20 protein-coding genes are annotated in these 24,084 nt (G+C 71.9%); 9 read left to right on the top strand and 11 right to left on the bottom strand.

The genetic code is table 11. The features are described 5' to 3' along the window. Window positions 1–33 precede the first annotated feature (33 nt). Window positions 34–1,284 (top strand): trans-sulfuration enzyme family protein, encoded by a 1,251-nt coding sequence (locus tag K3769_RS03660; RefSeq protein ID WP_267024995.1) that lies wholly within the window; start codon window positions 34–36, stop codon window positions 1,282–1,284. Window positions 1,285–1,423: 139 nt separating this feature from the next. Here the strand turns inward: K3769_RS03660 and K3769_RS03655 are convergent, their stop codons facing one another. From K3769_RS03655 to K3769_RS03635, 5 genes are all read right to left on the bottom strand, one after another. Continuing rightward, a complete protein-coding gene (locus K3769_RS03655; protein ID WP_372514860.1) occupies window positions 1,424–2,899 on the bottom strand; it encodes a GNAT family N-acetyltransferase in 1,476 nt (491 codons plus the stop codon). 108 nt (window positions 2,900–3,007) lie between these two features. Then, a complete protein-coding gene (locus tag K3769_RS03650; protein ID WP_267024993.1) occupies window positions 3,008–5,764 on the bottom strand; it encodes a DUF7824 domain-containing protein in 2,757 nt (918 codons plus the stop codon). Beyond that, window positions 5,761–7,164 (bottom strand): SWIM zinc finger family protein, encoded by a 1,404-nt coding sequence (locus K3769_RS03645; protein ID WP_267024992.1) that lies wholly within the window; start codon window positions 7,162–7,164, stop codon window positions 5,761–5,763. The genes K3769_RS03650 and K3769_RS03645 overlap by 4 nt, the downstream gene beginning before the upstream one ends. A 181-nt stretch (window positions 7,165–7,345) precedes the next feature. Further along, window positions 7,346–8,935, bottom strand: coding sequence for an alkaline phosphatase D family protein (locus K3769_RS03640; protein ID WP_267024991.1), 1,590 nt, complete (start codon window positions 8,933–8,935; stop codon window positions 7,346–7,348). 255 nt (window positions 8,936–9,190) lie between these two features. Continuing rightward, window positions 9,191–10,051: an alpha/beta fold hydrolase gene (locus tag K3769_RS03635; protein WP_267024990.1), complete on the bottom strand. Its 861-nt coding sequence runs from the start codon at window positions 10,049–10,051 to the stop codon at window positions 9,191–9,193. Between the two features lie 206 nt (window positions 10,052–10,257). Between K3769_RS03635 and K3769_RS03630 the strand changes: the two genes are divergently transcribed. Both K3769_RS03630 and K3769_RS03625 read left to right on the top strand, forming a co-directional pair. Beyond that, window positions 10,258–11,142 (top strand): RNA polymerase sigma-70 factor, encoded by an 885-nt coding sequence (locus K3769_RS03630; protein WP_267024989.1) that lies wholly within the window; start codon window positions 10,258–10,260, stop codon window positions 11,140–11,142. A 264-nt stretch (window positions 11,143–11,406) separates the two neighbouring features. After that, complete coding sequence (locus K3769_RS03625) at window positions 11,407–12,168, top strand: GntR family transcriptional regulator (protein WP_267031236.1); 762 nt, start codon at window positions 11,407–11,409, stop codon at window positions 12,166–12,168. A gap of 109 nt (window positions 12,169–12,277) precedes the next feature. On the opposite strand, the gene K3769_RS03620 is transcribed toward K3769_RS03625, so the two are convergent. From K3769_RS03620 to K3769_RS03610, 3 genes are all read right to left on the bottom strand, one after another. Next, window positions 12,278–13,435 carry an ROK family transcriptional regulator gene (locus K3769_RS03620; protein WP_267024988.1) on the bottom strand — a complete coding sequence of 386 codons (1,158 nt, stop codon included), beginning with the start codon at window positions 13,433–13,435 and terminating at the stop codon, window positions 12,278–12,280. Window positions 13,436–13,550: 115 nt separating this feature from the next. Continuing rightward, a complete protein-coding gene (locus K3769_RS03615) occupies window positions 13,551–14,213 on the bottom strand; it encodes a response regulator transcription factor (protein WP_267024987.1) in 663 nt (220 codons plus the stop codon). Between the two features lie 14 nt (window positions 14,214–14,227). Further along, window positions 14,228–15,397, bottom strand: coding sequence for a sensor histidine kinase (locus tag K3769_RS03610; protein WP_267024986.1), 1,170 nt, complete (start codon window positions 15,395–15,397; stop codon window positions 14,228–14,230). Between the two features lie 108 nt (window positions 15,398–15,505). Between K3769_RS03610 and K3769_RS03605 the strand changes: the two genes are divergently transcribed. The 3 genes from K3769_RS03605 (at window position 15,506) to K3769_RS03595 (ending at window position 17,753) form a co-directional block, all read left to right on the top strand. Further along, window positions 15,506–16,510 carry an ABC transporter ATP-binding protein gene (locus K3769_RS03605; protein WP_267024985.1) on the top strand — a complete coding sequence of 335 codons (1,005 nt, stop codon included), beginning with the start codon at window positions 15,506–15,508 and terminating at the stop codon, window positions 16,508–16,510. 2 nt (window positions 16,511–16,512) lie between these two features. Next, entirely contained in the window at window positions 16,513–17,241 is a 729-nt protein-coding gene (locus tag K3769_RS03600; protein ID WP_267024984.1) for an ABC transporter permease, read from the top strand. 65 nt (window positions 17,242–17,306) lie between these two features. After that, on the top strand, window positions 17,307–17,753 hold the full coding sequence (locus tag K3769_RS03595) for a hypothetical protein (RefSeq protein WP_267024983.1): 447 nt from the start codon (window positions 17,307–17,309) through the stop codon (window positions 17,751–17,753). A 14-nt stretch (window positions 17,754–17,767) separates the two neighbouring features. Here K3769_RS03595 and mug read toward each other — a convergent pair whose 3' ends face one another. The 3 genes from mug to K3769_RS03580 all read right to left on the bottom strand — a co-directional run bounded on the left by mug (window position 17,768) and on the right by K3769_RS03580 (window position 21,152). After that, window positions 17,768–18,328 carry a G/U mismatch-specific DNA glycosylase gene (gene mug, locus K3769_RS03590; protein WP_267031235.1) on the bottom strand — a complete coding sequence of 187 codons (561 nt, stop codon included), beginning with the start codon at window positions 18,326–18,328 and terminating at the stop codon, window positions 17,768–17,770. Further along, window positions 18,325–19,764, bottom strand: coding sequence for an adenylosuccinate lyase (gene purB / locus K3769_RS03585; protein WP_267024982.1), 1,440 nt, complete (start codon window positions 19,762–19,764; stop codon window positions 18,325–18,327). Before purB ends, mug begins: the two co-directional genes overlap by 4 nt. A 260-nt stretch (window positions 19,765–20,024) precedes the next feature. Continuing rightward, window positions 20,025–21,152, bottom strand: coding sequence for an amidohydrolase family protein (locus tag K3769_RS03580; RefSeq protein ID WP_267024981.1), 1,128 nt, complete (start codon window positions 21,150–21,152; stop codon window positions 20,025–20,027). 282 nt (window positions 21,153–21,434) lie between these two features. Between K3769_RS03580 and K3769_RS03575 the strand changes: the two genes are divergently transcribed. The 3 genes from K3769_RS03575 to K3769_RS03565 all read left to right on the top strand — a co-directional run bounded on the left by K3769_RS03575 (window position 21,435) and on the right by K3769_RS03565 (window position 24,040). After that, window positions 21,435–22,118 carry a response regulator transcription factor gene (locus tag K3769_RS03575; RefSeq protein WP_308216267.1) on the top strand — a complete coding sequence of 228 codons (684 nt, stop codon included), beginning with the start codon at window positions 21,435–21,437 and terminating at the stop codon, window positions 22,116–22,118. After that, window positions 22,115–23,575 carry a sensor histidine kinase gene (locus K3769_RS03570; RefSeq protein WP_267024979.1) on the top strand — a complete coding sequence of 487 codons (1,461 nt, stop codon included), beginning with the start codon at window positions 22,115–22,117 and terminating at the stop codon, window positions 23,573–23,575. Before K3769_RS03575 ends, K3769_RS03570 begins: the two co-directional genes overlap by 4 nt. Before the next feature lie 123 nt (window positions 23,576–23,698). Then, window positions 23,699–24,040 carry a hypothetical protein gene (locus tag K3769_RS03565; RefSeq protein ID WP_267024978.1) on the top strand — a complete coding sequence of 114 codons (342 nt, stop codon included), beginning with the start codon at window positions 23,699–23,701 and terminating at the stop codon, window positions 24,038–24,040. The last annotated feature ends 44 nt before the right edge of the window (window positions 24,041–24,084 follow it).

Below are 24,084 nucleotides of genomic sequence, written 5' to 3'. Positions count from 1 at the left end.
CCGTGACCCCGTCTGTTGTTCAGGCTGCCGTCCATGGATCTCGGCAGCACTGACCTACGCGACGTGTGTGACGGCACCGCGGACACGGCGGACACGGTAGACGCGACGGAAACGGCGGACGCGGCAGAAACGGCGAACGCGGCGGCCGACGGGCCGGGCGCCGGCGTACGCGCCCTGGACACCGAAGCCGTGCACGCGGGGCGGGACGATCTCGCCCGGCAGGGCCTGCACGCCGTACCGATCGACCTGTCCACGACCTATCCGTCGTACGACAGCCGGGGCGAGGCGGCCCGCATCGACGCCTTCGCCACCGACGGGGCGCAGCCGGACGGCCCGCCCGTCTACGGCCGGCTAGGCAACCCGACCGTCGCCCGCTTCGAGACGGCGCTGGCCCGGCTGGAGGGCACGGAGAGCGCGGTGGCCTTCGCGAGCGGGATGGCCGCGCTGAGCGCGGTGCTCCTCGTACGCAACTCCATGGGACTGCGCCACGTCGTGGCCGTGCGGCCCCTCTACGGCTGCAGCGATCACCTGTTGACGGCCGGGCTGCTCGGCTCCGAGGTGACGTGGGTCGACCCCGCCGGGATCCAGGACGCCCTGCGGCCGGACACGGGTCTTGTCCTGGTCGAGTCACCGGCCAATCCGACGCTCGCCGAACTCGATCTGCGGGCGATCGCCCACGCCTGCGGGAGCGTGCCGCTGCTGGCCGACAACACCTTCGCCACCCCTGTGCTGCAACGGCCCGCCGGACAGGGGGCACGGCTCGTCCTCCACAGCGCCACCAAGTACCTGGGCGGACATGGTGACGTGATGGCCGGGGTGGTGGCCTGCGACGAGGAGTTCGCCGGACGGCTGCGGCAGATCCGCTTCGCCACGGGCGGGGTGCTGCATCCGCTCGCCGGTTATCTGCTGCTGCGCGGACTGTCGACGCTGCCCGTGCGGGTGCGCGCCGCCTCCGCCAACGCCGCCGAACTGGCCCGGCGTCTCTCCGGCGACCCACGCGTCGCCCGCGTCCACTATCCGCGGATCGGCGGCGCCATGATCGCGTTCGAGGTCCACGGCGATCCGCATGAGGTGATCGCCGCGGTCCGGCTGGTCACCCCGGCGGTGAGCCTCGGCAGTGTCGACACGTTGATCCAGCACCCCGCCTCGATCAGCCATCGCGTGGTGGACGCGGAGGACCGGCGCGGGAGCGGCGTGAGCGACCGGCTGCTGCGGCTGTCGGTGGGACTGGAGGACGTGGACGACCTCTGGCGGGACCTGGACGGGGCGCTGACGGCGGCGTGACCGGTGACATGAGCCGGTGACGTGGACCGGTGACGGTGGCCGGCCCGGCAACTTCCGCGCCGGGCCGGCCACCGCAGTGCGAGGCCTGCCACCGCGGTTCCGGACCTGCCGCCGCCGTCCCGGCTCTCGTGCCGGCCCGTCAGTCCCGCACCGAGTGCTCGCGCTCGTGCCCCGCGCCCTCCGCGTGCGGCGACGCCGTCCGCAGACGGGCCGTGATGACGAGGGTGCCCTCCTCGATCTGGTAGTCGAGGGGCAGGTCGAGGCCGCGCATCGCGGCGACCATGCCGGTGTTGGAGGCCTGCGTGACGGCGTACACGCTGTCGCAGCCGGCTTCCACGGCCATCGCCACCAGGCGGCCGAGCAGTTCGCCGCCGATGCCGCGCCGCTGCCAGTCGTCCTCCACCAGCAGCGCGATCTCCGTCTCGTCGCCGTCCCACAGGAGATGTCCGAGCCCGACGATCCGCCCCGACGCGGTCTGTACGGCGAGCGTGCGCCCGAAGTGCGGGCTGAGGAGGTGCTTGAGGTACTTGTCCGCGTCGCCGACGGGCCCGTGGTACCGCAGGCTCAACGTCCGCTGCGAGCACCGCTCGTGCATGGCCTTCGCCGCCTCGGCGTCCCCGGCGTCGGCACGGCGCACGATGATGTCCTTGCCCTGCGGCAGCGTCAGTACGTCCCGGCTGCGCGGCACCCGAGGTCCGAGCCGCGCGTCCAGCTCGACCAGGGCCCGGGCCCGGGCGAACTCCGTCGGCGTGAACGGCAGATACGGCCGCTCCACAGTGATCACTCCGCCCTCCGGTGCACGCAACCGCATCACCGTGTCCTCAAGCGCCCCTTCGACGGGCGCCCCCGCCTCCGGTCGATCCCCGCGCACCGACGTGGCGGGCAGGGAACGGATCGTGCACCGTCCCAGCAACTGCCGCAGCGCCAAGGGCAGTTCCGCCGCGTCGAGCGCGGTGCGGGTCGCGAGACCCAGTACCCGGGTGGGCGCGTCCACCAGGTCGTGCGCGTCGGCCCGCTCGATCCAGGTCCCGAAACCACCCGACACCGACACCGCCCGCGTCACCTCGGACGCTCCCACCGTCGCAGGGGCGCGCAGCAGGAACTCGTCCACCGTCCCCTCGGCCAGCGGATGCGTCTGCAGGCTCAGGATGTCGACCCGCAGCTCCGCCAGCGCCACGCACAGCGCGGCCAGCGAACCCGGCTCGTCCCGCACGGTGGTCCGCATCCGCCACAACACGGTCTCGCCCGATCCCGATCCCGGGCCGGAGCCCGATGCCGAGCCGAGACCGGCAGCGGTCTCCGGTGCGCCCGGCATGCCCTCGGCCGTCCCGGCACGCCGCACGGACGCGGTCGGCCGGGCGCCGGTATCGTCTGTCGGCGGGGCGTGACCGTGGCGGCGTGACCACCAGGTGTGGAAGCCCGCCGTGGCGATCAGCGCGACCGCCGAGATCGCGAGGAGGACGGGCCCGTCGGGGCCGTGCCCGATCAGGTTCGCCACGGCGTCGGCGACCGCCACCGCCGTGAACAGAGCGGCCAGTTCGACGAGGTCCCTGCGCCAGTGGTGGACCGGCCGGCCGTTCTTCGCGCGCGTCACATCAGGCATGTCTGGAGTCATACCGTCACTGTGGAGTACGGGTGTTGCGTGATCGCGAACGCTTTGTGACTGATCGGTTAAGTATGCATCTGTCTTTTTTGTTGCACTTTTTACGATTTACCGTCCGGGTCAGGCGGCCACCCCTTGCTCCAGCGTGACACGCAGCCGACGGGCCTGTGCCACCAGCCGCGACGAGCCGCCGCGCTCCGCCACCTGGGCGAGATGCGCCACCTCGCCCTGCACGCCGGTCCGCTCGGCGCATTCGGCGGCGACGGCCAGCAGTTCGCCCATTCCGCGCGGAGGCGGAACGGCGCCGTCCGCGGCGAGGTCCGCGAGCAGGGCGGGCAGCGCGGCCCCGAGTATCGACCAGACCGTGGCATACGCTCCGGTCGTCGCCGCGGTCCGTACGGAGTCGGCGAGCCGCAGGGGCTTCACCGCCCCCTTCCGCACCAGCTGTCCCAGATCCCCGCCGAGTATCTCCGCGTCCAACTGCCCCCGCGCGGCGAGTACCAGCAGGGCGTCCACCGCGCTGAGCCGGTCCTCCGGGTGACGCGCGCCCAGCCCGTACGCCACGCACAGGTGCACGGCGTCCCCCGCTTCGCCCTCCGCCTCGGCGAGCAGTGGCAGGACCGCCGCCACACCCCGGATGTCCTCCACCGCGGCCGTCGAGACCTCGCGCACCAGCCGCGCGGCCACCACCTCCCGCCGCCCGGGCATCACGGCCAGCCAGTGCCGGCGCTCGTTGGGGTTCCAGTAGTGGGGGCAGTACGTCCGTCCCTCGAAGGCGCCCACGGGCACGCCGAGCCGACGGAACGCCGGAGGAAGCTCCGTCGGCAGCCCGTCGAGCGCGCCGAGTTCGAGCAGAACGCGCTTCGCCGAGACACGGCGGGTGCTCGTGGGGGTCGCCGGGCTCTCGCTGAGGAGCCGGCGGGCCAGCCGCTCACCCTCCGCCGTACCGAGCGCGGCGGCCCGTCCGGCGGCGGCCACGCTCACCGCCCGGTCGTCGCGGCGCACCCGGAGCAGCGCCTGCGTGAAGTCCGCCTCCCCGGGCCGGGCGCCCAGCCGGTGGTACTCGGCGAGGCGGGCCACCAGCTCGTCCGGCTCCAGGAAACCCGACGACCAGGTGGGCGTGGCCAGCAGGAACGGCAGCGGGTCGGTCCGCACCCGGTGGGCCGCCTCCCACAGACGCGCGTTGAAGACGGCGGAGAGCGCGCTGTGCACACACGAGTCCGACACCGGACCCTGCTGACTCGCCTTGAGCAGTGTGGAGGTGCGGACCCGGCCCAGCAGGGCCGCCAGCACCACTTCGAGGCCGTACGGATCGCGCAGGAAGTATTCGTCCGCCGAGTGGTGCTCACGAGCGGTGCCCATCCACCACCTGCGGTCGACCGTCGGCTTCAGGGCCTCGGCCAGCTCCTCCTGACGCAGGTAGGTGTGCCGTACCAGGCCGTCGAGGGCGCGCTCGAACACCGGCATGTCGGTGTCGGCGGACACCATCAGCGCTCCGACCTCCTCGGCCAGCTCGAACACCGTGTCCGGCGCGGGCGCGAGCCGTGACGGTTCGGGTGCGGGCGGCAGCAGCTCCCGATGGGGCAGCGGTGCGAGCCCGTCCGCGTCCAGTCCCAGGACGGCGCTCGCGCGGGCCCGCAGCCCGGCGCTCAACTGGGCCGCGCCGTCGGCCACTTCGGCGCGCGCCTGCGGGTGTGCCGTGCCGATCGCGCCGATGTGGCGCTCCACCAGTTTCAGCGCCCGCTCCTGGACGTCCGTGTCCTCGTGCCCGAAGGCGTGCGCCACCGCCGGCAGCAGCTCCACCGCGCTCGACGGGTCGCGCCGGAGCACCTTCCCGAGGAGCACCAGCTGGGCGCGTACCAGCTTCTTCTCCGGGCGGAACAGCACCACGGCGGACATCTCGGCGAGCTGGCGATGCGTGATCTCGTCGGCCAGCGCCAGCGAGCCCAGCACGGACCGGGCGTGGGACGCCACGGTGGAGGCGGGGTGGGAGGCGAGCGCCAGCCAGTCGGCGACGCGCTCCCGCTCCTCGTCCCCGGTCGGTGCGAGCGCGGTCAACAGCCGGAGGAAGACCCGGCAGTCGGACGCCACGACACCGCGCAGCAGCCGGGCGACGCAGGCGTCGATCATGGCCTCGCGGTCCAGGACGCCTTCCTCGGTGAGCCTCGCCAGAGCGCTGATCCAGCTCTCGGGGCCGTCGCCGAACAGCCAGTCCAGGTGGCTGCCGATGCCCGGGATCTCGAAGAGGGCGGCGACCAGCTCCGCCGTGTACGGATCCTGGCGCAGCCGGTCGAGGACGGTGTCGCCGCGCTGCCACAGGCTGCCGATCTGCTCGACCCAGCCGATCACGAAGGTCTCCGTCGTCGGCACCGGGCAACCCGACAGCCGTACCAGACCCGCCATCAGCTCGTAGGGCACCTGGGAGGCCGACGGGCGGTCCGCGAGCCGCCGCGCGAGGTTGCCCAGCCAGTCCCGCTCCCGGTCGCCCAGCACATGGAGCAGGGTCCCGGGTGACGCCTGGGACCAGCGCATGTCGGCAGCGGTGAGCCAGGCCGCCGTCCCGGCGGCTCCGGTGTGGCAGGCCGCCCCGGCCGCGTGCAGGGCGGGGTACGCCTTGCGGGACGCGGAGTTCCAGGGCGCTGTCCGCAACTCCTTGCGCAGTTCCTTGAGGGCCGGCAGACAGAGCCGCCGCTCGGGATCCGTCATCCCGTCGAGCAGGCCCGCGACCTCACCCCTCCGACCCGCTCGCACGGCCTTCAGCAACACCTCGCTCACCGACTCCACCCCGTCCACCGCCACCGCCCCGCTTCCTGACACCGACCCGCCCGGCCTCCGCACCGACACCGCGTCACGCAACACCGACAGCACACCGCTCATCGCACACCCCCGTCGACCAGAACCTCCGACTGTCCGGACACCGCGCCGCGGCGGACCATCCGGACCGCCAGCGCGTGCTTGCACGGCCCGCGTCCGCCGCGGTACTTCGCCCACCACAGGCAGGTGCAGCTCAGCACTCCCGCGTCGTCGCGCACCCGGTGCGCGTGCCCGTCCTGCGCGGTCACCGTCCCGAGGGCGCCGTCCAGGACCACCGCGCCCGCGCCCACGAGGTCCCGGGCGGCCCGCAGCCTGGGGTTGTGCCGCTCCACCCGCTCCGCGTCGTAGGGCAGTTCACGGTGGAAGTAGGCGGCCTCCGCGGTGTCGTAGCCCACGCGCCCCGAGGTGCCCAGCCGGACGAGCGCCGCCCGCACCCGCTCGGCGGGCAGTCCCGAGGAGGCGGACAGATCGCCGACATCGATCCTGGGCTCCCAGGCCAGCAGCACCGAGATCAGTTCCGCGTCCTCCGCCGCCTCGTCGGTGGCCAGCGCGTCGAGCACGCCACCCTCACCGGAGAAGCCGCGGGAGGCCTCAGGGGACAGCGTGAGTGTGAGCCGCATGCCGGGCAGCACGACCTCCCAGGCACTGGCCGCCGCGGCGGTCCCGGCGAGCGCGGGACCGTACACCCGCAGCGCCGACGCGTGCCGGAGCACCCTCTGGAGGGCGATCAGCCGCTCCGGGCCGGGGAGGCAGACCGCTCCGGGCACCGGGCGGGTCGTCGGCCGCAGAACGCGCCCCGCGGGCACCACCCACTGCACACCCCGGGAGGAGCCGCGCGCCCCGGAGCGGGGCAGTGAGCGCAGGAACCGCACGGCCTCGGCCGCGGGCAGCTCGGCGCGCAGATCGAAACCGGCCGCCGTCACCTGCGCCTCGGCGAAGCCGCGCAGCCAGCGGTCCGGCAGGGGCACCTTCTTCTCCACGACCGGCCCGTCCAGGGTGGTCACGGCCATCTCGTCCGGACCGACGCGCAGGTGCAGCGGGTCGTCCGAGCCGATCCTCGACAGTGCGTCGCGCAGCGGGTTGTTGACGTCGACGTTCGTCGTGCCGTGGCCCACCTCGCCGCCGTCGAGACCCGCCGAGAGCACGTCCAGACGTGCGTACACCCCGCCGCAGCCGGAGAAGGACTCGAAACGCAGCCGGTCGCCGTTGCCCGTGACCACCGGGTCGAGGGACGACCGCAGCTGCTGCTGGTAGTAGCGCGCCCCCGCCACGTCGGCGACCGCGAGCAGCCCCGCCGACGCCACCTGAGGTGACGTCAGGAACCCCGCGAAGAAACGGGGATGGTCCTCGACACCACGGGGTGTCGCGCCCCGCGAGGTCTCAAGTCCCAGACGCCGGCCGCCCGGTGCGGATTCCAGCGTGGAGGATCGGGTGTAGGCCACGGCCTGCAGAGATCGCGTCATGGAAAAACCGTAGAGGCGACCACTGACAATCGCTCTGAGCTGCGAGAACGCGGGAATTTCCGGAGTCTTGGGCAACCCGACGTGCCGCGTACCGGGGGATGACGCCGGTACGCGGCACGAGGCAGCAGATTACGGGAGCCGGAGCCCCGCACATGACCCGGTGAAACTTCTGCCCCGCGAACTACTGCCCCACGCGCCCCGGTTGCAGCACCTTGGTGAACAGCACGGCCCCGCCGGTGGCCCGCAGGCGGACCGTCAGCTCGCCGCTCTGCCCGTCGATGTCGACCTCGCCGAAGTACTGCGGCGACTCCATGGGCGACACGTTCGCCCTGTCGGGGGCCTGGACGAAGACCCGGTCCGGACCGAACGTGCCGTCCAGCGCGTTCGCCTGGAAACCGCCCGCGGCGAGCGGACCCGAGACGAACTCCCAGAACGGCGCGAAGTCCTTGAAGGCCGCCCGCGACGGGTCGTAGTGCTGCGCCGAGGTGTAGTGCACGTCCGCCGTCAGCCACACCGTGCCCGTGATCCGGTGGTGCTTGACGAACCGCAGCAGCTCCGCGATCTGCAGCTCGCGGCCCAGCGGCGCGCCCGGGTCGCCCTGCGCGACGGCCTCGATGTCCGTCGAGCCGTCCGGTACGACCAGGCCGAGCGGCATGTCGGAGGCGATCACCTTCCACACCGCCCGAGAACGCGCGAGTTCCCGCTTCAGCCAGACCAGCTGCTCCGCGCCCAGGATGCCGACGGTGTCGTCGGGCTGCCGCCCGGGGGAGTTGGCGTCGCGGAACGTACGCATGTCGAGCACGAAGACGTCCAGCAGAGGACCGTGGCGTACGACCCGGTGCACGCGGCCGTCCACGCCCGTGGCGGGCAGCGTGGAGATCGGGAAGTACTCGCTGAACGCCTTGCGCGCGCGGGCGGCGAGCGTGTCGACGTCCTTCACCGTGTAGCGGGCGTCGGTGAGGATCTCACCCGGGTACCAGTTGTTGACGACCTCGTGGTCGTCCCACTGGGTGATCGTGGGGACCTGGGCGTTGAAGCGGCGTACGTTCTCGTCGAGCAGCGAGTAGCGGAAGTTGCCGCGGTACTCGGCGAGGGTCTCGGCGACCTTGGACTTCTCCTCGGTGGTGACGTTCCGCCAGACCCGGCCGTCCGGGAGCGTCACGGACGCCGACAGCGGGCCGTCCGCGTAGATCGTGTCGCCGCTGCACAGGAAGAAGTCGGGGTTCCGGCGGCGCATCTCCTCGTACGCGTAGAGGCCGCCGATGTCCGGATTGATGCCCCAGCCCTGGCCCACGATGTCGCCGGACCACAGGAACCGGACGTCCTGGCGGCGCTTCGAGGGCGCCGTTCTGAAGGTGCCTCTCACGGGTTCGCCGGTGCGGCGGTAGTCGTCCGGGTCGGCCAGGGTCACCCGGTAGTGGATCTGCTCCCCGGACGGCAGACCGCGCAGGGGGACCCTGCCCGTGAAGTCCGTGTCGGCGCCCAGGAGGGGGCCGTGCCAGGTTCGCGGCCGGTGGAACGACTCGGTCGCGGAGGTCTCCACGATCATGCGGGCGGGACGGTCGGAGCGGACCCACACCAGGCCGGAGTCCGTGGTCACGTCTCCGGCCTGTACGCCCCATCGCGCCTGCGGCCGGCCCGACAGCGCGAACGCCGGGGCCGCGCCGACGGCGCCGAGGGCGGAGGGCAGGGCGAGTGCCGCCGACGCGGCGAGCGAGCCGCGCAGGACGCCGCGGCGGCCGGGGAGCGGGCTCGGCGGGCTGAGTGACATGGGGCGCCTCCTGGGGGCGGGTTCGGCCGGTGTGCACGGCTACACCTACTGGTGTGCCGCAGCGCACGCGCAAACCGCAAGTGAACAACGCGCGTTGCGGGGGGTGGCGGTGCCGCTCCCCGCGTTCCCTGGAGGCAGAGGATTGCGCCGTTCCCCGCGCCCCTCAAGGCCAAAGGACTGCGCCGTTCCCCGCGCCCCCAAAAGACAAAAGATTGCGCGTTCCCCGCGCCCCCCAAAGGCGAAAGACTGCTCAGCTCAGGTGCGCTGCGCCGCCGGGGAGGGCGTCGGGCGGCTGCCGTCCAGGAGGACGCGTGCGACCAGCGCGGGATCGTCGTTCATCGGGACATGTCCGCAGCCGGGCAGCCTCACCAGCCGGGCGCGGGGAATGATCCGCTTGGCGCGGACCCCCTGGCGGCGGACCAGGATCCGGTCCCGGGTGCCCCAGGCGACGGTCACGGGCAGGCCGGGGACGTCGTCCGTGAAGCGGACCGACGTGCCCGCCCTCAGGGTCTCGGTGAATCCCCGGGCGTTGGCCAGCGCCAGGGTCTCGGCGACCACTGCCTCCGGTGAACGCCGGGCGGGACGTGCGTAGATGCTGCCGGTCAGCACCGCGCGCCCGGCCGCCGACCGGGACAGCCGCTCGACCAGCGGGAGTGGCATGCTCCGCGCGGCCCGCCGCATCGCCTGCAGCAGACCGAACGCGTACCGCCGCTCGCCGGGCGACCAGAACCCGGCGGGCGCCAGCGCCGTGACGGACCGTACGAGCTTCTCGCGGCCCAGCTCCAGGGCCAGCAGGCCGCCCAGGGAGTTGCCCGCCACATGCGGCCGGTCGAGCTCCAGCGTCTCGCACAGCGCGGCGAGCGCCGCGTTCGTCGTCGCCAGACCGTGGCTCAGCCCCTCGGGCAACGCGGGGGACTCACCGAAGCCGGGCAGATCCACCGCGATCACGTCCCGTTCGGCCGCCAGGAGGTCGACGACCGGGTCCCACGCCTGCCGGTGATGGCCTATCCCGTGCAGCAGCAGAAGCGGTTCGCCGGTGCCCACGCGCCGGTAGGCGAGGGTCACGGAGCGCGGGCCGTGCGGAGAGGGGACGGTGAAGGAGACCGTGGCGGCCATGGGTTTGCTCCTCGGCTGTGGCTCGCTGACCGGGTACCGGCCGGCTCGGCATCGGCGCCGCATCGACATGGGCATCGGCGCCCGCTCGGCATCGGCCGGCTCGTACGGCTGACTGCTGGACAGCTTGTCAGCAATTACTACTGGCGGGTAGCCCCGTTCCCCTTGTCGTCTGGACACGGCCGGACACGTCGGGTTGGGATGGTCCTGTGGCTACCGACACCGTGACCGAGGTCTTCGAAGAGCACCGTTCCGTTCTGATGGGCGTCGCCTACCGCATGCTCGGCCGGGTGGCCGACGCGGAGGACGTCGTCCAGGAGGCGTGGTTGCGCTGGTCCGGGGCCGACCGCTCCGACGTCCGCGAACCGCGCGCCTATCTCGTGCGTATCGCCACCCGGCTCGCCCTCGACCGGCTGCGGCAGGCCCAGGCCCGTAAGGAGGCCTACGTGGGGCCCTGGCTGCCCGAGCCGTACGTCACCGACTTCGGGGACACCGTCGCCGACACGGCCGAGCGGGCCGTCCTCGCGGACTCGGTCTCGCTGGCCGTCCTCGTCGTCCTGGAGTCCCTCTCGCCGCTGGAACGGGCCGTGTTCGTGCTCCGGGAGGCGTTCGGCTACCCGTACGCCGAGATCGCCGTCACGCTCGACCGCAGTGAGCCCGCGGTGCGACAGCTCGCCGGCCGGGCCCGGCGGCACGTCGAGGAGCGGCGGCCCCGCTACGAGGTCGACCCCGTCGAGCGCCGCGACCTCACCGAGCGGTTCCTCGCGGCGGCGACGGAGGGGGACCTCGACGGGCTGATGTCCCTGCTGGCCCCGGACGTGCGTCTGATCGGCGACAGCGGCGGGCTGGCCCAGGCGCCGGTGCGGGTCATCGAGTCGGCCGACAAGGTGGGCCGCTTCCTCGGCGGCGCCGTGCGCAAGGGCGTGTCCGGCGCGACGTTCCGCTTCCTGGAGGTCAACGGCGGACCGGCGTTCCTGGTGCTGGCGGGCGGCAAGCCCGACAGTGTCTTCCAGCTGGACATCGCCGACGGCCGCATCCAGTGCGTCTACATCGTCCGCAACCCGGAGAAGCTGCTGTCCCTCGCCGTCGACTGACGCCCGTCGACCGGCGGGCTCCCGCCGGTCCTGTGCCGAAGCCCCCGTCCGGACGACGGGGGCTTTGCCGTTGTGTCACGTACGGGGCGTATCGCGAACGTCGTATGAACGCTCTGCGGCAACACATCTGCACGAGGTGTAACGGATCGAGGATTGGTCTTGACCAAGGGTGGGGGCCGCCATATGGTCGCTGGGATAGTGCAGGAACCTTTAATAAACAAGGGCGCTAAAAGCCGCCGGGACACGGCGATTGCGGAGGACACGGTGGGGACCACGCAGTTGGATACGGTGCCGGAGCCCAAGTACTGGCATCTGAAGACCGTGCTCAGCGAAGCACTGGACTCCGAGTTCTCGGTGGGTGAGATCCTCCCCAACGAGCGCGACCTCGCGGCCCGGTTCGGCGTCGCGCGGGCCACCCTGCGCCAGGCTCTCGAGCAGCTGGAACTGGAAGGGCGACTGCAGCGTCGCCGGGGCGTCGGCACCACCGTGGCGCCGCCGCGCATGGGCGTGGCCGTCGCGTCCGAGCGGCACACCTGGCCGGGCGCCGCCGGTGACGCCTGGCAGCCCGCCGACTGCGTGACGGCTGCCCCGCCCTCGACGGTGGCCCGGGTCCTGGAGAGCGACCCCGAGGACCAGGTGCACGTCGTGCGCCGCTCCCGGGTGACGCACGGCCAGCCCGTCGCCGCCGAGCTTGTCTACATCCCCGCCTCGTCGGTGCCCGACCTGTCCGGCATCGACGCCCCGTCGGGCACCGCACGCGCGCGTGCGGTGCTGCGGGAGCTCGCGCGGCTGGACCTGGAGGGCGAGGACCGCGCCGTGGAGCTGGGCTCGGCGCGCGCGGACGACGCCAAGGAACTGGACCGGCTCCCCGGTGCGCCCGTCCTGGTCGTCACGACCCGCTACTTCGCCGAGGGGCGCACGGCGGCGGTCTCCGTCGCCACCTACCGCGCCGACACCTGCCGGCTGACCTTCGGCGATTCCGGCGGGGTGGAGATCCACCACGACCCGGAGCGCCGGGCCTCCTGACCGTCGCCACCGAGCGACACGCGCGCGTACGTCGTGCTCCGGCATTCGGCCTCCGGCATTCGGCCTCCGGCCTTCGGAGCGCGGCGTTCCGCCCTGTCCGCCGCGGCGGTCAGCGGCGGGCCGTCACCGTGCTCTCCACCGCGAACAGCTGCTCCTCCACATGGTCGAGAGCCAGCCGCAGCGCGCCCGTCGCCACGGCCGCCTCGCCCAGGAGCGACAACGTCACCCGGGGCGGACGCAGACAGTAGCGGGCCAGCTCCTCGCGCAGCGGCTCCAGTACGCCGTCCAGACCGGCCGCCCAGCCGCCGATCACGACGAGCTCGGGGTCGAGGGCCAGGACGAGCGCGGCGACATCGTGCACCAGCCGCTGTATGAAGCGCTCGACGGCGGCCCGCGCCCGCTCGTCGCCCGCGCGCGCGTGCCCGAAGACCTCCGCCACCGCCTGCTCATCGAGGGGATGCAACGGCTCGTCGGTCGTGGACAGCAGCGTCTCCGGAGTGACCTCGCGGCCCAGCAGATGGAGCGCGCCGATCTCACCGGCCGCGCCCCCGAAGCCCCGGTGCAGCCGTCCGCCGATGAGGGAACCGGCCCCGGGGCTCAGCCCGGCCAGCACGAACACCATGTCGTCGGACTCGGTGGCGGCGCCCTTCCAGTGCTCGGCGACCGCCGCCGCGTTGGCGTCGTTCTCCACGATCACCGGGCACTTGAAGGAGCGGCGCAGCCGTTCGCCGAGCGCCAGCCCCGTCCACTCCGGCAGCGCCGTGCACAGGCGCACGGTGCCGTCGGCCTCGACGATGCCGGGCGAGGTCGCTCCCACGGCCCGCAGAGAGCCGCGCGCGACCCCGGCACGGCGCAGCAGCTCCGCGACGGCCCCACGCAGCCGTTCGAGCCGTTCGTCCGCCGACGCCGTCTCGCAGACGTCCTTGGCGAGCGAACCGAGCACCCTGCCGTCCAGGTCCGACAGCACGGCGGCCACCCGGTGCGGGCCGATCTCCAGACCCAGCAGATGGCCCGCCTCCGCCCGGAAACGGAATCGGCGCGCGGGCCGTCCCTGGCGTCGTGCGGCGCCCTCGTCGGCCGCGGTCTCGACGACGAGCCCGCCGTCGATGAGCCCTTCGACGACGCCCTCCACGGTGGGCCGGGACAGGCCGGTCTCCCGCGTGATCTCGGTGAGTGTCGCGAAATCCGTGGCCCGCAGCGCGTGCAGCACCACCGCGGAGTTGATCCTCCGCAGCAGGGACGGATCCCCGCCGGTCAACTGCCCCAACGTCCGTCCTCCCAGCTCGTGCGCGTGTCGGTTGGCCGGATCGTACTCGGCGCGGCGGATCCCGGCGAGTGCCGGGGATCACCTGCTCGCCGCGGACCCCCGCCACGAACCGGAATCAGCCGGGTGCCACGAACCCCGACTCGTATGCCGCGATCACCGCCTGGGTGCGATCCCGGGCCCCCAGTTTCGACAGTACGGCGCTGACGTGGGACTTCACCGTCTCGGTGCCCACCACCAGCCGGGCGGCGATCTCCGCGTTCGACAGGCCCCGCGCCATCAGCCGCAGCACCTCCGCCTCCCGCCCGGTCAGCGCCGCCCGCCGCAGGGCCGCCCGGGCCGGGGGATTCCCGTCGCCCGACCCGTACTCGGCGGCCAACTGCCGCACTGAGGCCGGGAACAGCAGCGACTCGCCCTCGGCGACCAGTCGCACGGCGTGCACGATCTCGGCCGGCCGGGCTCGCTTCAGCAGAAAGCCGTCGGCGCCCGCGCGCAGCGCCTCGTACACGTACTCGTCGTTCTCGAACGTCGTGATCACGAGGATCTTCGGCGGCCGGTCGACGGTCCGCAGCACCGTGCGGGTGGCCTCGATGCCGTCCATCAGCGGCATACGGACGTCCATCGCGACGACGTCGGGCCGCAGCCGCCGCACCAGCGGAATGACCGCGGCGCCGTCCGCGGCCTCGCCGACGACCTCGATGTCGGGCTGCGCCTCCAGGACGGCACGCAGACCGGCGCGTACGAGGGGTTCGTCGTCGACGAGCAGAACGGTGACCGGCACCCGGCCAGCGTAGATCAGCGCAGCGGCAGTTCGACGAGTACCTGCCAGTCCCCGTCGTCAGGGCCTGTTCTCGCCCGGCCGCCGAGCAGCGCGGCCCGCTCCCGGATGCCCCGCAACCCGCTGCCCCGCATCCCGCCGCCCGGACCGGGTCCCGGGATCCCGGCCGTCAGCGCGTTGCGCACCTCCAGGGACAGTGTCCGGTCCTCGACGGCGATACGGACCCGGACGGGCACCGCGCCCGCGTGCCGCAGCACATTGGTGAGGCACTCCTGGAGGATGCGGTAGCCCTCACGGGAGACCGTGCCGGGCACGGTCTCCAGGGGGCCCGTCAGCTCGGCGTCGATCTTCGCCCCGGAGGCGCGGGCGGACTCCAGGAGCCGGTCGGCCTCCACCAGGGCGGGCCGGCCGCTCGCGGGCCCGCGGGACTCGCGCAGCACACCGAGGACCCGCTCCAGGTCCTCCAGCGCGGCACGGCCGGTGTCCTCTATGGCGAGCAGCGCCCGGTCCGTGAACCCGGGGTCTCCCGCGGCCCGCGCGGCACCCGCCTGCACCACGGCCACCGTCAGCGCGTGGCCGATCGAGTCGTGCAGCTCACGGGCGATGCGGTTGCGCTCCAGAAGTTGCTCCGTGCGCTCCTCCAGCGCGGCGACCCGCTCGGCCGTCGACGGCCCGAGGAGGTGGCGTGCGAGGACCGTGATGAGCTTCCCGAGCCCGATGACCACTCCGTAGAGGGCGATCAGCGGCAGCGGCGCGAGCAGGGCGTACGCCCAGTGCGCGTGCGGCACCGGCAGGAACGGATTGTCGTCCGGTACGTAACCGGTCGAGATCCGGATCAGATCCACGGTGATCAACGGGAGCCAGACGCTGAATCCCACCGCCGCCCAGCCGAGCACCATGCGCGCCTGCAGCCACAGCACGGTCCGCAGCCGGTCCCGCCAGGTGGCCGACGGGACGACCGAGATCGCCGGGTCCTGGCCGTCCCGCATCAGCATGAACCGCGCCTGCACACCCTCGCCGCGCCGCACGGCCGGGACCAGACCCAGCAGCGGCAGCACCAGCGCGGGCCCCCACGGGGTCGCCGGGTGAATGAATATCCACACGCTGCTGACCAGCAGGGGAACCCACAGGTGGATGAAGCGGGTGTAGGTCGTCCAACGGGTCAGCGGGCGCAGCAGGCGGGCCATCACGTCATCGTGCCAGCCGGCACCGACAACGAGCCTCCCCCGGGTGGGGGAGACACCCTCCCCGGGCGGGGGAGGCCCAAAGCCCCTCCCGACAGCCAGCCTTGGACCATGACCAGCATCGACGTCCAAGAACTCACCAAGGAGTACGGCACCACCCGCGCCCTGGACCGGCTCACGTTCCGGGTCGAACCGGGCCGGGTCACCGGCTTCCTCGGCCCCAACGGCGCGGGCAAGTCCACCACCATGCGGCTCGTGCTCGGCCTCGACCGGCCCACGTCCGGCACCGCCACCGTCGGCGGCCACCCCTACGCGGCGCTGGAGGATCCGCTGCGTCATGTCGGCGCCCTGCTCGACGCACAGGCCGCGCACGGTTCGCGGACCGCGCGGGACCATCTGCGGGTGCTCGCGGCGAGCAACCGCCTGCCCGCGACCCGCGTGGACGAGGTCCTGGCGGAGGTCGGCCTCACCTCGGTCGCCCGCCGCCGCGTCAGGACGTACTCCCTGGGCATGCGGCAGCGACTGGGCGTCGCGGCGGCCCTCCTGGGCGACCCGCCGGTCGTCCTGCTCGACGAGCCGTCCAACGGGCTCGACCCCGAAGGCATCATCTGGATCAGGGAGCTGCTGCGCCGGCTCGCCCGCGAGGGCCGCACCGTCCTCGTCTCCAGCCACCTGATGCACGAGACCGCGTCCTTCGCCGACCACCTCGTCGTGCTGGGCCGCGGCCGGCTGCTCGCCGACATGGCGATGCGGGACTTCGTCGAGGCACGCGTCGACCCCCGGGTACGGGTGCGCACCACGGACGGCGCGGCCCTCCGCGACCTGCTCGCACGGCACGGATACGAGGCCGTACGGGACGAAGGAGAGAGCGGAGGCGGACGCGAAGGAAGAAATGGCGGAGGAGACGAAGGAGGAAGCGGCGGAGGGGGTGAGGGGGAGCGGTGGATCGTGCACCACGCGCGCGTGGACGACATCGGCCGCCTCGTCTCGGGCGCGGGCCTGCCCCTCCTCGAACTGGCGGCCCAGGGAGGGACGCTGGAACAGGCCTACCTCGATCTGACGGCCACGGAGGCCGAGTTCGCCGCCCAGTCCCCGACCCAGCCGCAGGAGGCCTGACCGTGTCGTTCCCACCCGTACTCCACTCGGAGTGGCTCAAAGTCCGCACCCTGCGGTCGCTCGTCGTGGGACTGGGCGCCGTCGTCCTGGTCACCGCGGCCTTCTCCGCACTGGCCGCCCTCGACGACGGGGGCGGTGGCGCGGACTTCGACCCACTGTTCACGGCGTTCTTCGGCGTCAACTTCGGGCAGATCGCGGCGATCACCTTCGGCGCGCAGGCCATGTCGTCCGAGTTCCAGGGAGGTGCCCTGCGGGTCTCACTGACCGCCGTACCCCGTCGCGGACGGTGGTTCGCGGCGAAGACGACGGCCGTCGGCGCTCCCGCCCTGGCCGTCGGCCTCCTCACCGGGTGCCTGAGCCTCGCCGTGGGCAAAGCCCTCCTCGGCGACCGGGCGAGCGGGGTGAGCTGGGCCGAAGGACTGCGCGCGGTCGTGGGCTGCGGGATCTACCTGGCCCTGATGGCGCTCTTCGCGGCCGGCCTGACCGCCCTGCTGCGCAGCGGCGTCACCACGCTGAGCATCCTCATCCCCTTCCTCCTGCTGGTCTCCTTCGTGGTCGGCGACATGTCCGGGAACGTGGCCGACCTGCTGCCCGACCGGGCGGGGCAGGTGGTCCTGCACGAGACCTGGGACGGTCTGCTCGGGCCGTGGGCGGGGCTCGCGGTGACAGCGCTGTGGACGTCGGCCGTGCTGCTGGCCGGATCGTGGAGTGTGCGCCGTCGTGACGCGTGAGTCCGGACGGGCGTGGTGACCTGACGGGCCGCCACATGTCAGTGGCGGGCGCTTTACTGGACTCCATGACCACTGAGCGACACCTCGCCACGATCGACGAGCTGTGCGTCCGCGACTTCCCCGCGGCGCACGGCTGGTCGGAGGTGGGCGCGGGAGGACCCGGCTACCACCTGGTGGTACTGGAGACGACGCACGGTTTCGGGACGGGCGACCGGTCCGGGCGGGAGGAGATCGCGGACCAGTTCACCGCCTACCGGGAGGGCGTCTCGCAGCGACTGGGGGAGCGTTGGGGCGAGGCGGAACCGAAGAGTCTGGCCGGTGTCTTCCTGCGCTCGGAGGACCCCCAGGAGCGAATACCGAAGCCGTGGGCCTACCTCAGCGCCTACGTGGGGTACGTGGACCTGTGGGAGGCCGACGGCACGGGGCGGTGGGTCGCGGTGGGGGTCTCCGAACCGGTGGAAGGGCAGGAGTTCCAACTCTTCGCCCTGGTAACGGAGTTGCCCCCGCCCTGACCGGCGGACACCCTCTAGGGAGTGTTCCGAAAGTCCTGCGCGGCCTCCCGCAACCGGCCGAACTCCTCCGCCATCGTCGCCGCCGTCCAGTGGGCGTTCAGACCGCTGGGGTTGGGCAGGACCCACACGCGCGTGGCGCCGAACGTCCGCTCCTGCGCGCCGATCGCCGCCCCGCGGTCGTCGAAGGCCGCCCGGTAGGCGGTCACACCCACCACCGCCAGCCACCGGGGCCGCAGCCGTGCCACCTTGGCCGCGAGCAGCCGTCCACCCTCCCGGTACTCCTCCGCGCTCAGCTCGTCGGCCCGGGCACTGGCCCGCGCCACCACATTGGTGATGCCGAGCCCGTACGACAGCAACTCGTCCTGCTCCGAGGGCTTCAGCTGCCGCGGGGTGAAACCGGACAGATGCAGGACCGGCCAGAAGCGGTTGCCGGGGCGCGCGAAGTGGTGGCCCGTCGCGGCCGTCATCAGCCCGGGGTTGATACCGCAGAACAGCACCTGGAGACCGTCCGCGACGACATCCGGCACGAGCCGGCCGCGGGCGGCCTCCAGTTCGGCGGGGGTGAACCGCGTCAGAGGATCGCCCCCGGCGTGTAGGCCGCGGCCTCCGGGTGCTGCTTCAGGATCTCCTCGACGCGCGCGACGACCGCGGCCACCTGGTCGGCGGCGGCGCCCGTGAAGGACAGCTTGTCCGCCATCAGCGCGTCGAGCTGCGCGCGGTCGAGGGGGATGCGCTCGTCCGCGGCGAGCTTGTCGAGCAGCTCGTTGCGCTCGGTGCCCTGCTCGCGCATGGCGAGGGCGGCGGCGACGGCGTTCTCCTTGATGGCCTCGTGCGCCACCTCGCGGCCGACACCCGCGCGCACCGCGCCCATCAGGACCTTCGTCGTCGCGAGGAACGGCAGGTAGCGGTCCAGCTCGCGGGCGACGACCGCGGGGAAGGCGCCGAACTCGTCGAGGACGGTGAGGAAGGTCTCCAGCAGACCGTCAAGCGCGAAGAACGCGTCGGGCAGCGCGACCCGGCGCACCACCGAGCAGGACACGTCGCCCTCGTTCCACTGGTCGCCCGCCAGCTCGCCCGTCATCGAGGCGTAGCCGCGCAGGATGACCATCAGGCCGTTGACGCGCTCGCAGGAGCGGGTGTTCATCTTGTGCGGCATCGCCGAGGAACCGACCTGGCCCGGCTTGAAGCCCTCGGTCACCAGCTCGTGCCCGGCCATCAGCCGGATGGTCTTGGCGGTCGACGAGGGGGCCGCGGCGATCTGCACCAGCGCGGTCACGACCTCGTAGTCCAGCGAGCGCGGGTAGACCTGGCCCACCGAGGTGAACGCCTGCGAGAAGCCGAGGTGGCCGGCGATCCGCTGCTCCAGGTCGGCGAGCTTCGCCGCGTCCCCGCCCAGCAGGTCGAGCATGTCCTGTGCCGTGCCCACCGGGCCCTTGATGCCGCGCAGCGGGTAACGGGCGAGCAGTTCCTCGACCCGGCCGTGCGCGACGAGCAGCTCGTCGGCGGCGGTCGCGAAACGCTTGCCGAGCGTCGTCGCCTGCGCCGCCACATTGTGGGAGCGGCCCGCGAGGACCAGCTCGCCGTACTCGCCCGCGAGCCTGCCCAGGCGCGCCAGGACGGCCACCGTGCGGTCGCGCACCAGCTCCAGGGAGAGCCGGATCTGCAGCTGCTCGACGTTCTCGGTGAGGTCGCGGGACGTCATGCCCTTGTGGATGTGCTCGTGCCCGGCGAGGTCGTTGAACTCCTCGATCCGCGCCTTCACGTCGTGCCGTGTGATCTTCTCGCGCTCGGCGATCGAGGTCAGGTCGACCTGGTCCAGGACCCGCTCGTAGTCGGCGAGCGCGGCGTCGGGCACCTCGATCCCGAGGTCCTTCTGGGCCCGCAGCACGGCGAGCCACAGCTGGCGCTCCAGCCGCACCTTCTGCTCGGGGGACCACAGCGTGGCGAGCTCGGCCGAGGCATAGCGGCCGGCGAGGACGTTCGGGATACGGGGCTTTGCGGGCGCAGTCACGTGTACGGAGCATACCCGCTGCTCACGGGGGTCCCTGCGAGTCTCCGTCGACCGCGTGCTCGGCCGAAGCGAACTACATAGTCGCAAGCCGCCGGAACCGAGCGCGATCGGCGTTCTGCAATACCCTTTGGCGCGACACTTCGATCTCTCTGGAAGAGCATGCGATTCGCCCTGTTACGAAGACCGCGTGAGGTAGAGACTGCGTATCGCATGCTACGTCATTCTGCCCGTCGGGACGTGTCGCGATGTGTCAGGACGTGTCAGACTTTGATTCCGAACAGTTTTTCCGCGTTTCGGAACGCGATTTTCTCCTTGGCTTCGCGTGGCAGGGCGACTCCCCGGAACCAGTCGGTCTGAGTTTTCATGTCCGCAAACGGGTAGTCCGTTGCGAACATCACTCGGTCCACGCTTATGTACTTCAGCAGGAGGTTGAGCAGTTCGGTCTGGGGGAATGCGCTGGTCGTGAACCAGAAATTGTCGTGGAAGTACTGCTCGAACGGCTTGTCCAGGCTCTTCTTGGTCACTTCACTCATCTTCTCCACGATGCGTTCGAAGAAGAACGGGAGGCCTTCTCCCATGTGGCCGATGATGATCTGGAGCTTGGGATGCCTGTCGAATACTCCTGAGGTGATCATTCGAAGGCACTGAGTCACGACTTCCTGGTGCCATCCATATGCGGAGATGCTGAGAACCTGGTCCTGGAACTCCTTCTGGTACTCCGGCCGCATATTGCTGTAGTAGATCTCGAAAACCTCGTCGGGCGGCAGGCCCGGATGGATGTATATCGGCACATCAAGGGCTTGGGTGCGTGCCAGCAGGGGCTCGAAGTCGGGATGGTCGAGGAACTTCTTTCCGATGATCCCATTGGTCAAGCAGCCCAGGAAGCCATCTTCCCGAACTGTGCGTTCCAGTTCGTCTGCCGAGGCCTCCGGATTCTGCAGAGGCAAGGTTGCGAATGCCTTGAACCGCCCCGGATAAGTGGCCATGGGTCCATCGACAAGCAACTTGTTGAGGCGATACGCAAAATCGATTCCTTTCTTACCTTTGACATTCTGGACACCTGGCGTATGCGCGGAGAGGATTTGAATGTTGAGTCCTGCTTTGTCCATTGCGCCGATGCGGCGCGGGCCGAGCTCGGCAAGACCGGTGTCCTCAAGGAACAGCCTGTCGTTCAGTATCATCAACTCGCGGGTGGAAAAGGTCTCCTCCGTGCCGATGAAGGGCAGGTCATGGTCTCGCTCTGAGAAATCAGTGGTCTCGTTCTCCGTCACGTGGGAGGCAATGGCATGCGTGGACAGGCCGGCACCGATGCCAAGTGCCGCCGTGCCGGCCAGGAAGCCGCGACGTCCCGTCGTGAGGTGCTTCAAAGGATGTGCGTTCGACTTCACGTCGGTTTCCCCTCAGGTGTTTGTGTGGTGCGCTATCGGAGCGGCATCCGTCTGCAAGACACGACGGGTTACCTCGCTCATCCGGATGCCTACTTCCTAGCGAGCGAACCTGAGACGACTGTTAATGCGATGATCAGGCCGGTCGGCCGAACCAGGTGCCCAGCAAGGCGTCCGACGTCCACCCGGCCCGCGCGGGCACCACAGCGGCGACGCTCTAATCCTGGCCTCAGGTTGATCGGGGACAATGAGCGGAAAAGCATCGACTGGAGGGGGCGGGCCGGCGTGCGGATCATGATCGCGGATGACGAAGCGGCCATCCGTGAGTCACTGGAGCGGGTGCTCCAGGTCGAGGGGTACGACACCAGCACCGTCGCCAACGGTTTCGCCGTACTCGACGGGGTGGGTGGCGACGCGCCGGACCTGCTGCTCCTCGACGTGATGATGCCCCGCCTCGGCGGGTTGGAGACCTGCCGGCGGTTGCGGGCCGCGGGCCAGGATCTGCCGGTGCTGATGCTGACCGCCCGCGACCAGGTCTCCGACCGGGTCGCGGGGCTGGACGCGGGCGCCGACGACTACCTGCCCAAGCCGTTCGCCACCGAGGAGTTACTGGCCCGGGTGCGGGCCCTGCTGCGGCGACGCACGCCGACCGACGAGGAGTCACAGATCCTGTCGTTCGCCGACGTCCGGCTCGATCCCGACAGGTTCGAGGCGTGGCGGGGCGCCCGGCCACTGCGCTTGACCCGGACCGAGTTCTCCCTCCTTCAGGTCCTCGTGAGCAACGCGACCCGGGTCGTGACCCGCGACACGCTGTTCGAGGCGATCTGGGGCTTCGGCATGAGCTCCACCGCCAACAACCTCCAGGTATACGTGAGTTATCTGCGCCGCAAGATGGAGGCCGAGGGTGAGCCGCGATTGATCTACACGCTGCGCGGCCTGGGATACACGTTGCGGGAGACTCCTCCGTGAGCGGGCACGCCGGCCGGGAACCGCGCCGGCTGACCCGGTGGTGGCGCCGGCGGTCCCTGCGGGCCAGGCTGACGGTGATCGCGGCGACGGCCATCGCGGTCAGCGTGTTCGTGGCCTTCCAGGTGGCCAGCGAGCTACTTGACTGGGAGCTGAAGGACACCGTCGAGAGTCAGCTGCGCGCCGACTCCCGTGTCCTGGCGACGGACGCGGAGCGCGCCGGTCCGGCGCAGGTCCGGCTACCGCCGTATCCCGGATCCGGTCGGCTGGTGCGGGTCATCCTGCCCGACGGCTCGATCCGGACGCCGGCCGGCCAACCCGCACTGCCGCCGGTCAGCGAGGACGCCGCGCGTGTGGCGCAGGGCGCGTCGGACGACCTGATGGAGTCGAACGACAGCGACGAGGACGGCTACGTCATCTACACGCTGCGGGCGGGCGACGGCGCGGTCCAGGTGGCCCACGTCGTCGACGACAGCCCGATCAACCAGTTCGGGTTCGGCATGCTGCTGATCGGACTGCTCTGCGTGGTCGGCGGCGCCCTTGTCGGGCGGACCGTGGCGCGGGCCGGGCTGGCACCGATCGACCGGCTGACCGCCGCCGCGGTACGTGTCGCGCACACCCGGGATCTCGACGCCGACATCCCGGACGAGGGCGGTGGGGAGATCCGGCGGCTGATCCAGTCGATCAACGACATGCTCGCCGCGCTCCGGGACTCCCGGCGGGCCCAGCGGCTGCTCGCCGAGGACGCCGCCCACGAGCTCAAGACGCCGCTCACCAGTCTGCGCCTCAACGTCGAGCTGCTGATCCGGCTCGATCGGCGCGGCACCCTGGACAGCGCACTGCCGGCGGAGAGCCGGACCCGGCTGCTCGACGATCTCGGCGCCCAGGTGACCGAGTTGAGCAGCCTTGCCGCCGAGCTGACGGACCTGGCGCGCGGTGACATCAGCGACGAGAGCACCGAGGTGCTCGACCTCGCCGACATCGTGGTGGCCGCCGCGGCCCGGGCGCGTTCCCGCGTGCCCGACATCGAGGTCGCGCTCGACGTGACCTCCGTGTGGGTGAGCGGGCGTCCCGCCGCGCTCCAGCGGGCGGTGCTCAACCTCATCGACAACGCCGGCAAGTGGTCCCCCGCGGACCAGCCGGTCCAGGTCCGGCTCCGTGCCGAGGGCGCGTCGGCGGTGGTCGAGGTCGACGACGCCGGGCCGGGCATCGACGCCGCCGACGTACCGCGGGTGTTCGACCGGTTCTACCGTGCCGACAGTGCCCGGGCGTTGCCGGGATCAGGTCTGGGGCTGTCGATCGTGCAGCGGGTCGTCGACGCACACGGCGGCCGGGCCGCCGTCGCCCGCTCCGCACGCGGTGGCGCGCTGCTTCGGATCGCCCTTCCCGCCGCGGACCCGCCCGCTCCGCCCGCCCCGATCGCGCGGCTCACCGCCGGGGATGACACCGCGGTGCGCTGACCCGCCCCGTCCCGCCCCGCCCCGGCGTGGCGGCGTGGGGCAAGGGGGCGGCGGCCCCAACGCCTTTGACGTATGCACGTGCCCCAACTCATGCGGAGCTACGCCTACTTACGTACCTCGGCCGTGCAGGATTCTCCGGCCGGGCGCAGTGCCGCACTGGAGACCTCAGGGGTTGGCCGTGTCCCCGGCCGGGGACACGGCCAACCCCTGCCGACGGCGACCGGCTGCGCCTGGAGTCCTGACCGGCGCATCGCCGCCGTCTGGGCCGTGCTCGGAACCACCCTTCCCCGCCTGCCACGCGACCCGGTGGTCCGGAGCACCGGAGCGCTGCTCGCCCTCGGCGTCGACTGCGCCTCGCACAGCGCGGCCAAGGGTGCGATACCCGAGGTCACCACGGCTGCCGCGCGCAGCGGATCGAGCCGGCTGCTGAAGAACGTGAGGCTCCTGCGTGACCCACTGAACTGAGCGGCCCTACCGCACGGGCGACTGGTCGGGCGATGGGTCGGGCG

The organism is Streptomyces ortus (genome assembly GCF_026341275.1).
GTDB classification, from domain to species: Bacteria; Actinomycetota; Actinomycetes; order Streptomycetales; family Streptomycetaceae; genus Streptomyces; species Streptomyces ortus.
The sequence above is the reverse complement of the archived record's forward strand: the minus strand, read 5'-3'. Positions and strand labels throughout refer to the sequence as shown.